The sequence below is a fragment of the Streptomyces sp. NPDC059456 genome, assembly GCF_042750055.1.
Taxonomy (GTDB): domain Bacteria; phylum Actinomycetota; class Actinomycetes; order Streptomycetales; family Streptomycetaceae; genus Streptomyces.
The window spans coordinates 1-8580 of the sequence record NZ_JBHYVA010000099.1 but is presented as its reverse complement, the minus strand read 5'-3'; the positions used below and the strand labels follow the sequence as shown (position 1 = coordinate 8580).

The 8580-nt window shown below is 75.2% G+C and carries 7 protein-coding genes; 3 read left to right on the top strand and 4 right to left on the bottom strand.

Annotated features, from left to right (window positions below):
* Window positions 1-724: 724 nt before the first annotated feature.
* Window positions 725-2527 carry a 3-hydroxyacyl-CoA dehydrogenase family protein gene (locus tag ACFXA3_RS12035; RefSeq protein ID WP_385185500.1) on the bottom strand — a complete coding sequence of 601 codons (1803 nt, stop codon included), beginning with the start codon at window positions 2525-2527 and terminating at the stop codon, window positions 725-727.
* 395 nt (window positions 2528-2922) lie between these two features.
* Between ACFXA3_RS12035 and ACFXA3_RS12030 the strand changes: the two genes are divergently transcribed.
* Window positions 2923-3474 (top strand): HEAT repeat domain-containing protein, encoded by a 552-nt coding sequence (locus tag ACFXA3_RS12030; protein WP_385185498.1) that lies wholly within the window; start codon window positions 2923-2925, stop codon window positions 3472-3474.
* A gap of 43 nt (window positions 3475-3517) precedes the next feature.
* Here the strand turns inward: ACFXA3_RS12030 and ACFXA3_RS12025 are convergent, their stop codons facing one another.
* The 3 genes from ACFXA3_RS12025 to ACFXA3_RS12015 all read right to left on the bottom strand — a co-directional run bounded on the left by ACFXA3_RS12025 (window position 3518) and on the right by ACFXA3_RS12015 (window position 6731).
* Window positions 3518-3955, bottom strand: coding sequence for a RidA family protein (locus ACFXA3_RS12025; RefSeq protein WP_385185495.1), 438 nt, complete (start codon window positions 3953-3955; stop codon window positions 3518-3520).
* 24 nt (window positions 3956-3979) lie between these two features.
* Window positions 3980-5578, bottom strand: a complete 1599-nt coding sequence (locus tag ACFXA3_RS12020) for an alpha/beta hydrolase (protein WP_385185492.1) — start codon at window positions 5576-5578, stop codon at window positions 3980-3982.
* A gap of 112 nt (window positions 5579-5690) precedes the next feature.
* Complete coding sequence (locus tag ACFXA3_RS12015; protein WP_385185489.1) at window positions 5691-6731, bottom strand: Rv2578c family radical SAM protein; 1041 nt, start codon at window positions 6729-6731, stop codon at window positions 5691-5693.
* A 119-nt stretch (window positions 6732-6850) separates the two neighbouring features.
* On the opposite strand from ACFXA3_RS12015, the gene ACFXA3_RS12010 reads away from it, so the two are divergent.
* Together ACFXA3_RS12010 and ACFXA3_RS12005 are read left to right on the top strand one after the other, a co-directional pair.
* A complete protein-coding gene (locus tag ACFXA3_RS12010; RefSeq protein WP_385185487.1) occupies window positions 6851-7678 on the top strand; it encodes a hypothetical protein in 828 nt (275 codons plus the stop codon).
* 74 nt (window positions 7679-7752) lie between these two features.
* On the top strand, window positions 7753-8196 hold the full coding sequence (locus ACFXA3_RS12005) for an SRPBCC family protein (protein WP_385185484.1): 444 nt from the start codon (window positions 7753-7755) through the stop codon (window positions 8194-8196).
* The last annotated feature ends 384 nt before the right edge of the window (window positions 8197-8580 follow it).

The window sequence follows — 8580 nt, the reverse complement described above, 5'->3', positions numbered from 1 at the left end:
GTCCCCGGGGGGGGCGGCGGTCCCGGGAGCGCCGGGCGCCCCGGGCGCCCCGGGGGGCGGGGGGGGGCGCGGCGGCGCGGGCTCGGCCTGGCGCACCCGGCGGGGTGCCACCGGCGGTTTCACGGCGGGCACGGAGGGCACGGCGGGCGCCGAACTGCCGCGCCCCGCCTCCGGGCCCGGGGCCGCCTCAGGGCCCGTGGAGGCGCAGCCGGCGCTCGCGAGCAGCGCGACGAGGGACAGGGGCAGGGCCCGGCGGAACCGCACCCGACCACCATGCCGTACCGCAGCCCCGGCCGGGTCCCCGCGCTCACGCGTCCGGGTGACGGGGCCGCGGAGCCGGTCTCCGGGGTCCCGCCGGACCGGACCCGGGTCGGACCCGGACCCCGGGCCGGGCGTAGCTCGCCCGGGGCCGGCGTACGGCGGCATGTCCGTGAGCGTCCAGGGCTGGATGGTCAAGGCGGCGCCGGGTGCGGCCGAGGCCGCGACCTCGTTGACGGTGGCCGTGTTCAACCTGGCCATCGCGGCGGGCGCGTGGGCGGGCGGTCCCGCCGTCGACGGGATCGGGGCTCCGGCGGCCCCGCTCACCCGGGCCGCGGGGGGGGGGGGGGCGGGGGGTGGATGCGGGGGAGAGCCCGCACTGGGCTCGGAAGGTACGGCCTGCCGTGAGGGTCCGGCAGACCCGAGCAGCCCTCCCCACGCATCCGGCTCCGGGGCCCGCGGCGGCTTACCGGCGGGCGTACTCACGGAATCCGCGGCCGGTCTTCCGGCCCAGGCAGCCCGCCGCCACCAGGTGCTCCAGCAGCGGGGACGGGGCCAGGCCGGGGTCGCGGAACTCCTTGTGGAGGACCTTCTCGATCGCCAGCGAGACGTCCAGGCCGACGACGTCGAGGAGCTCGAACGGCCCCATCGGGTAGCCGCCGCCCAGCTTCATGGCGGCGTCGATGTCGTCGAGGCTGGCGTAGTGCTGCTCGACCATCTTGACGGCGTTGTTCAGGTACGGGAACAGCAGCGCGTTCACGATGAACCCGGCCCGGTCCCCGCAGTCCACCGGGTGCTTGCGCACCTTCGTGCAGATCTCGCGGACCGTGGCGTGCACGTCGTCGGAGGTCAGGACGGTCCGGACCACCTCGACCAGCTTCATCGCCGGCGCCGGGTTGAAGAAGTGCATGCCGATCACGTCCTGCGGACGCGAGGTCACGCGGGCGACCGCGATCACCGGGAGCGACGAGGTCGTGGTGGCCAGCACCGCGCCCGGCTTGCAGACCTTGTCGAGGGCCGCGAACAGCTCCTGCTTGACCGCGAGGTTCTCGGCGACGGCCTCCACGGCCAGGTCCACGTCGGCGAAGGCGTCCAGCGAGCCGGCCGGGGTGATCCGCTCCAGCGTCTGCGCCGCGTTCTCCTCGGTCAGCTTGCCCTTGGACACCGCACGGCCCAAGGACTTGCCGATCGCGGCCTTCGCGGCGTCCGCCTTCTCCTGGCTGCGGGCGGCGAGCACCACCGCGAAGCCGGCCTGCGCGAAGACCTGCGCGATGCCGCTCGCCATGGTGCCGGAGCCGGCCACGCCGACCGAGGAGACCGGACGGCCCTCGCCGAGCCGGGCCCCGTCCAGCGGGGTCTGCGCGTCGCGGACGACCGTGGAGCTGCCCGGCTCCGCGTACGTGTAGAAACCGCGCCCGGACTTCTGCCCGGTCAGCCCCGCCTCCGCGAGGTGGCCCAGGATCGGGGCCGGGGCGTGCAGCCGGTCGCCGGAGGAGGCGTACATGGCCTCCAGGACCGTGCGGGCCGTGTCCACGCCGATCAGGTCGAGCAGGGCGAGCGGGCCCATCGGCAGGCCGCAGCCCAGCCGCATCGCCGCGTCGATGTCCTCGCGGGAGGCGTACTTCGACTCGTACATCGCGGCGGCCTGGTTGAGGTAGCCGAACAGCAGGCCGTCCGCGACGAAGCCGGGACGGTCGCCGACGGAGACGGGCTCCTTGCCGAGCTCGCGGGCCAGCGCCGTGACCGCCTCGACGGCCGGCGGGGCCGTCAGGACGCTGGAGACGACCTCGACCAGCTTCATTGCCGGAGCCGGGTTGAAGAAGTGCAGGCCGAGGACGCGCTCGGGGCGCTGCGATTCGGCGGCGAGCCGGGTCACCGACAGCGCGTTGGTGCCGGTGGCCAGGATCGTGTCGGGCCGGACGATCGCGTCCAGCTCCCGGAACAGGCGCTGCTTGAGCTCGTAGTCCTCCGGGACGACCTCGATGACGAGGTCGGCGTCGGCGGCGGCGGACAGCTCGGTGAAGGTGCGGAAACGGGCGAGGACGCCCTCCCGCTCCTGCTCGGTGAGCCGCTCGCGGGTCACCGAACGGGCCGTGGCGGCCGCGAGGGCGGCGGTGGCCCGGCGGGTGGCGGTGTCGCTGATGTCGATGCCGATGACCTCGCGGCCGGCCTGGGCCAGGACCTCGGCGATGCCGGTGCCCATGGTGCCGAGGCCGATGACGGCGATGGTCTGCAGGGTGGACTGACTGGACGTGGACGGAAGGTCCATCGCGGGACTCCAGTGGAAGAGGGTGACGACTGAGGGCTGCGCGCGGCGCACGACGCGGCAGGAGGGCCCGGCCCGGCAACGGGCGGGGCGGAGAGCGGCGGACCCTGTCCCGGGGCCACGCCGAACAAGAGGGGCGGCGGCCGAGGCGCACGGGGCGCCCGAGCCACACGGGGTACCTGACGTGCCCAGGGCATGAGGTACCGGACCGGCTGGTACGGGGCGGCTGCGTCACCAGGCCGGCCTCGTACGTTGAAGGGAGCGTAACCCGCCGGTAACTGGCGCGCCAGAGCGCGGAGATGTGACCTGTACCGCCCAAATGTACCGATCATCGATCATCGATCAGCCATCTGTGGAAACGGGCCGTGGCGGCGGCCGCGCCGCCCTAGGGTGGCCGCGTGAACGACGTGCTGGAGCGCCTGCGAACGGAAGCCGGACCGTCCCCCCGGTACGGGGAGCTGCTCGCGGCGGACACCGACGCCCTGGCCGCCTCCCTGACCTCCGCCGGCCTGCCCCTGTGGGCCCGCGAACTGGCCGCGTACCGCCTGGGCCTGGCGGGGGACCGGCGGGCCTTCGAGCCCCTGGTGCTGCTCCTCAACCACCGCGACCCGCCGCGCTGCGCGGCGGCCGCCGAGGCGCTCGCCGTCCTGGACGACCCGCGCACGGCCCGCGCGGCGGCGGCCCTCGCCACCAACACCCTGCGCACCGCCTACGCCCTTCAGCCGGTCCGGCTCCTCACGGCCCTGCGCGCCCCCGAATCGGCGCCCGTCCTGATGGCCACGCTGTCGCGGCTGCTGTCCCCGCACGACCCGTACTGGCGGGTGGCCCTCGCCTGCGTCGAAGGCCTCGGCGCCCTCGCCGACCCGCGCGCCCGGCCGGTCCTCGTCAGCGCCCAGTCCCACCCCCGACTCGCGGTGGCGGCGACGGCGGCCCTGCGCAAGCTGGGCTGAACCGGCCGCCCCCCCGCCGCCCCGGGCGGGGAGCGGCGGGCGCTCAGCCGGCCGCCGGGACGACCGCGAAGGCCTCCACCTCCAGCAGGAGCTCCGGGCGGACCAGCGCGGCGACCTGGACGGCGGAGGACGCCGGCAGCCGGTCGGCGGGGATGACGGCGGCGCGCGCCTCCCGCAGCGCCGGGAGGTGGGCCACGTCCGTGACGAAGTACGTCAGCTTCACCACGTCGTCGAACGTGGCCCCGGCCGCCGCCAGGCACCGGCCCAGGTTGTCGAACACCTGCCGGGCCTGGGCGGCGGCGTCGCCCTCGCCGACCACCTCGCCCTTCTCGTCGAAGGCGCACTGCCCGGAGACGGCCACGAACCGTCCGGTGCCCCAGACGACGTGGCTGTACTGGGGGCTCGCGGCGATCCCCTCCGGCGCGGCGATGCGGGTCAGGTGGCCGGGAGCGGGAGACGCGGCCGCGGGTGTGGTGGTCATGGGCATGATCTTGCCCGGGCGGGGTCAGCCGCGGAACCCCAGCAGGCCGTGCAGGGCCGTGCCGCCCGCCGACGGGGGCACCGCGCGGGTCGACGTGGTCGGCTTCGGGGCCGGCTGCGCGGCGCAGGTCGCGTCCGAGGCCTGCCCCGTGCGCAGGTACCCCGCCACCTTCTCGTCCAGGCACTTGTTGCCGCTGAGCGAGACCCCGTGGTTGCCGCCGCCCTCCTCGACCACCAGCGCCGCGCCCTTCAGCTTCCCCTTCATGCTCAGTGCCCCCTCGAACGGGGTCGCCGCGTCGTCCGTCGCCTGGAGCAGCAGGGCCGGCGGGAGGTCGGCGTTGGTCACGTCCGGCGCCGCCAGCGGCTCCGTCCGCCAGAACGCGCACGGGGCGTTGTACCAGGCGTTGTTCCAGGTCATGAACGGCGCCTTCGCGTGGGTGCGCCACATGTCCGCGCGCCACTGGTTCCAGTCCTTCGGCCAGGCCGAGTCACGGCACTGCACCGCCGTGTACACGCTGTAGCTGTTGCCGGCGGAGGGCTCCACCGCCCCGAACCGCTCGTACGCCGCCACCAGCGGCTTCGGGTCCTCGGTCACGGCGTACGCGGAGAAGGCCTCGGCCAGGACCGGCCAGTAGCCGTTGTAGTAGCCGCCCGGCATGTAGGTGTCCTCCAGCTCCGCCGGACCCACCTTCCCGCCCGCCGGCGCCGCGCGCAGGGCGTCCCGCATCGCGTACCAGCGCTCCTCCACCGCCGCCGGGTCGGTGCCCAGCCTGTACTTCTCGTCGTACTGGGCCACCCACGCCAGGAACGCCCTGTGCCGGGCGTTGAACGCCTGGTCCTGCGCGAGGTTGTCCTCGTACCAGACACCGGCCGGGTCGACCACGGAGTCCAGCACGAGGCGGTGCAGCCGGTCGGGGTGGAGCTTGGCGTACACCGCGCCGAGGTAGGTGCCGTACGAGTAGCCGTAGTAGCTGAGCTTCGCCGCGCCCAGCGCGCCGCGCAGCACCTCCAGGTCGCGGGCGGCCGAGACGGTGCCGATGTACGGGAGGACGTCCGCGTGCTTGGTCTGGCAGGACTCGGCGAAGGACTTCACCCGGTCCAGGTTGGCCTGCTCGGTCTGCGCGTCGAGCGGTACGGAGTCCGGGCGCACCGGGGTGAAGTGGCCGGGCCCGCAGTCCAGGGTGGGCTCGCTCTTGCCGACGCCCCGGGGGTCGAAGCCGATCACGTCGTACTGGGCGGCCACGTCCTTGGGGAGCGCGGACGCGATGAACCCGGCCAGGGACCGGCCGCTGCCGCCGGGCCCGCCGGGGTTGACCAGCAGCGGGCCCTGGGACGTGGCGGCGGTGTGCGGGACCCGGGTCAGCGCCAGGGAGATCTGCCGGCCGGCCGGGTGGTCGTGGTCGAGCGGGACCTTGAGGGAGGCGCACTGCAGCGTCGGGTAGCGCGGGGTCGCGCAGCCGGTCCAGCGCAGCGCGGCGGCGGGGGCCGTACCGGCGGGCGCCGCCGCCGTCGGGGTGGCACCCGCCGGGCTCGTGACGGCGGCGGCCACGGTCGCGGTGGCGATCGACAGCAGGACGGCGGCGCGCTTGGTGAAGGTGCCGCGCTTCTTCGCGGGGTGCAGCATGGGGCCTCCCAGCCGAGGGTTCTGGGCGGAATCGTCCCGGAAACCGTGCCCGGAAGGCGGTATTGGGCCGCCGATTGGCCCGATGTGATGAGCCTTCAGGGGCCGTACGAGGTCACAGGAGGCTGAGCTGCGCGGGTCCGGCCGGGACGGGCCCGGCCGGGCGTTCGGGGACGGGCGTCCTGTGCGCCGCGGCCGGCCGGGCGGGACCGATGCCGAATTCCGCCGCGAGTTCGTGGACTTGGCGGGTGATCCGGCGCTGGTACCAGGTGGGGGCGTACGAGCCTCCCGCGTACAACCGCTCGTACCGTTCGACCAGCTGGGGGTGGTGGGTCCGCAGCCAGGCCGCGAACCACTCGCGGGCGCCCGGCCGCAGATGGAGTACCAGGGGTGTCACGGAGGCCGCCCCCGACTCGGCGACCGCCCGGACGGTGGCCCGCAGCTGCTCGGGCGAGTCCCCCAGGAAGGGGATCACCGGGGCCATCAGCACCCCGCACTCGATCCCGGCGCCGGTGAGGGCCCGTACGGCGGCCAGCCGGGCGGCGGGCGGGGGCGTGCCGGGTTCGACGGTCCGCCACAGGGCGCTGTCGGTGAAGCCGACGGAGACGCAGATGCCGACGTCGGTGACCTGGGCGGCCCGCCGCAGGAGGGGGAGGTCGCGCAGGATGAGCGTGCCCTTGGTCAGGATGGAGAACGGGTTGGCGCGCTCGGTCAGGGCCTCGATGATCCCGGGCATCAGCCGGTAGCGGCCCTCGGCGCGCTGGTAGCAGTCGACGTTGGTGCCCATGGCGATGTGCGCGCCGGTCCACCGGACGGAGCCCAGTTCGCGGCGCAGCAGTTCGGGGGCGTTGGTCTTGACGACGATCTGCGAGTCGAAGCCGGCGCCGGTGTCGAGGTCGAGGTAGGCGTGGGTCTTGCGGGCGAAGCAGTACACGCAGGCGTGGCTGCACCCGCGGTAGGGGTTGACCGTCCACTCGAAGGGCATCCGCGAGGCCCCGGGCACCCGGTTCAGGATCGAGCGGGCGCGGACCTCGTGGAAGGTGATCCCGCGGAACTCGGGGGTGTCGAAGGTCCGCGTGACGACGGAGGCGGCCCCGAAGAGCGACCCCGCCGCGTCCGGGGCCCCGGGCCCGTCCGTCAGATTGTCCCAGCGCATGAGCGCCTCCCTCGGTAGCTGCGCCCGAGAATAGAACAAACGTTCCCATGATCGTGCGCGGTGTACGGCGGGGCGTAAATCGCTTGGGCGTCTCCGGGGCCTCGTGCGAGGTTGCGGCCATGGCGGGAATGAGAATCGTGGTGTGCCTCCCCGGCGAGGCCCGGAGCAGGCCGGACGAGGCGGTCGCCGAGGCGATGGCGCCGTTCGAGCTCGACTTCAGCCGGGGCGAGGAGCTCGACATCTGGGACGGCTGGATGGTGTACGGCGGCGCCGACGGGGGCGGCCTCCCCCTCGCGGCCGGCTACGCCGCCGACCCGCGGATCGTGCACGACGGGCCGGCGCCGGACGGCACCCGGCGGCCGAGCCTGCCCGGCATGTGCGCCGGCGGCCCCCGCGAGGCGGTGGCCTTCGCCGAGGTCCGGGCCGAGGCGGCCGCCTTCGCCGGCTCGGCCTGGGACCTGTGGCAGGAGCTGGCCGGCAGCCACCCGCCCGCCGAGCCGCGGGCCGGTGCGCCGGCGCGGCCCTGGAACACCCCGGCCGAACGCGCGGCCGGGCTCCGGGCCGAGACGCAGGGCCGCGCCGCCTTCGACGCACAGCCCCTGGTCGCCGCCTACCGCGAGGGGGTCGAGGCGCTGCGGGCCGCACACCGGGGGCGCCGGTCCGCCCTGGACTTCCTCCACCAGGGCGCCGCCGAGGACGTCATGCGTCTGGGCCGGGCGGAGTTCGCCGCCCAGCACGCGTCGCACGTGCTCGTCGCGCGGAGCGTCCTCACCCTGGACGGATGGTGGTGCGAGGCCGGTGACGAACCCCTCCACGGGGCCTGCGACGGCCCGGCCGTCTGTCCGAACACCCCTCCGCTCACCGGGCCCGGCTGGAACGCCGCGCACCGGTACCTGGAGGCCCTTCCCGCGGACACGCTCCTCGTCTGCGTCCGCTGTCACGTCTGACCCGGATTTGGGCGCGTGCCCCGGAGGTGGTTGGCTTGCCGCGACGAGCGGACACAACTGCTGGAGGAACAGCTATGGCGCAGGTCGAGGCCACCACGGAGCGGATCATCGCGGCCGACGCGGAGACCGTGTTCGACGCGCTGGCGGACTACGCCGGAACCCGGGGCAAGCTGCTGCCCGAGCACTTCAGCGAGTACGAGGTGCGCGAGGGCGGCGACGGCGAGGGCACCCTCGTCCACTGGAAGCTCCAGGCCACCAGCAAGCGCGTGCGCGACTGCCTGCTGGAGGTCACCGAGCCCACCGACGGCCAGCTCGTGGAGAAGGACCGCAACTCCACCATGGTGACCACCTGGGTCGTCACCCCGGCCGGCGAGGGCAAGTCCAAGGCCGTGGTCACCACCGTCTGGAACGGCGCCGGCGGCATCGGCGGCTTCTTCGAGCGCACCTTCGCCCCCAAGGGCCTCGGCCGCATCTACGACACCCTGCTGGCCAACCTGGCCGCCGAAGTCGAGGGCTGAGCACGGCGGTTGCCCGCCAGCGGCGCCGGGCGGCTCACCGGATCGGGTGGACTTTCCGGCCGGCCGCAATCGGCGACCGGAGCCCCTGGCCGGAGCCGTCTGTCAGCGCCCCCGGCCGCAGCCCCCGGTCGCAGCTCCTGACCGAGGCGTCCCCCGGCCTCCGGCCGGCACGGTGCGCGGCGCCGCCCCGGCGCGGCGCCGGCCGGCCGCTTTCCCGGCGGGTCCCCGGGCGTGGCCCCCGGCCGGAACGGGCCCGGGCGGCTAGGCTGGGGGCCTGCGTGGACGGCCCCGTCCGTGTGGGCCGCGCCCCGCGCCCCCCACCCCCCCGGGGGGGGACCCCGCGGGCGCCCCCGCGCCGAGTCACAAAACCCCCACCCCCACACC

Excerpts from the sequence above, each read along its gene's own strand:
- ACFXA3_RS12035 (WP_385185500.1), bottom strand. The coding sequence starts at position 2,527 with ATGGACCTTCCGTCCACGTCCAGTCAGTCCACCCTGCAGACCATCGCC.
- ACFXA3_RS12025 (WP_385185495.1), bottom strand. The coding sequence starts at position 3,955 with ATGACCACCACACCCGCGGCCGCGTCTCCCGCTCCCGGCCACCTGACC.
- ACFXA3_RS12020 (WP_385185492.1), bottom strand. The coding sequence starts at position 5,578 with ATGCTGCACCCCGCGAAGAAGCGCGGCACCTTCACCAAGCGCGCCGCC.
- ACFXA3_RS12015 (WP_385185489.1), bottom strand. The coding sequence starts at position 6,731 with ATGCGCTGGGACAATCTGACGGACGGGCCCGGGGCCCCGGACGCGGCG.
- ACFXA3_RS12010 (WP_385185487.1), top strand. The coding sequence starts at position 6,851 with ATGGCGGGAATGAGAATCGTGGTGTGCCTCCCCGGCGAGGCCCGGAGC.
- ACFXA3_RS12005 (WP_385185484.1), top strand. The coding sequence starts at position 7,753 with ATGGCGCAGGTCGAGGCCACCACGGAGCGGATCATCGCGGCCGACGCG.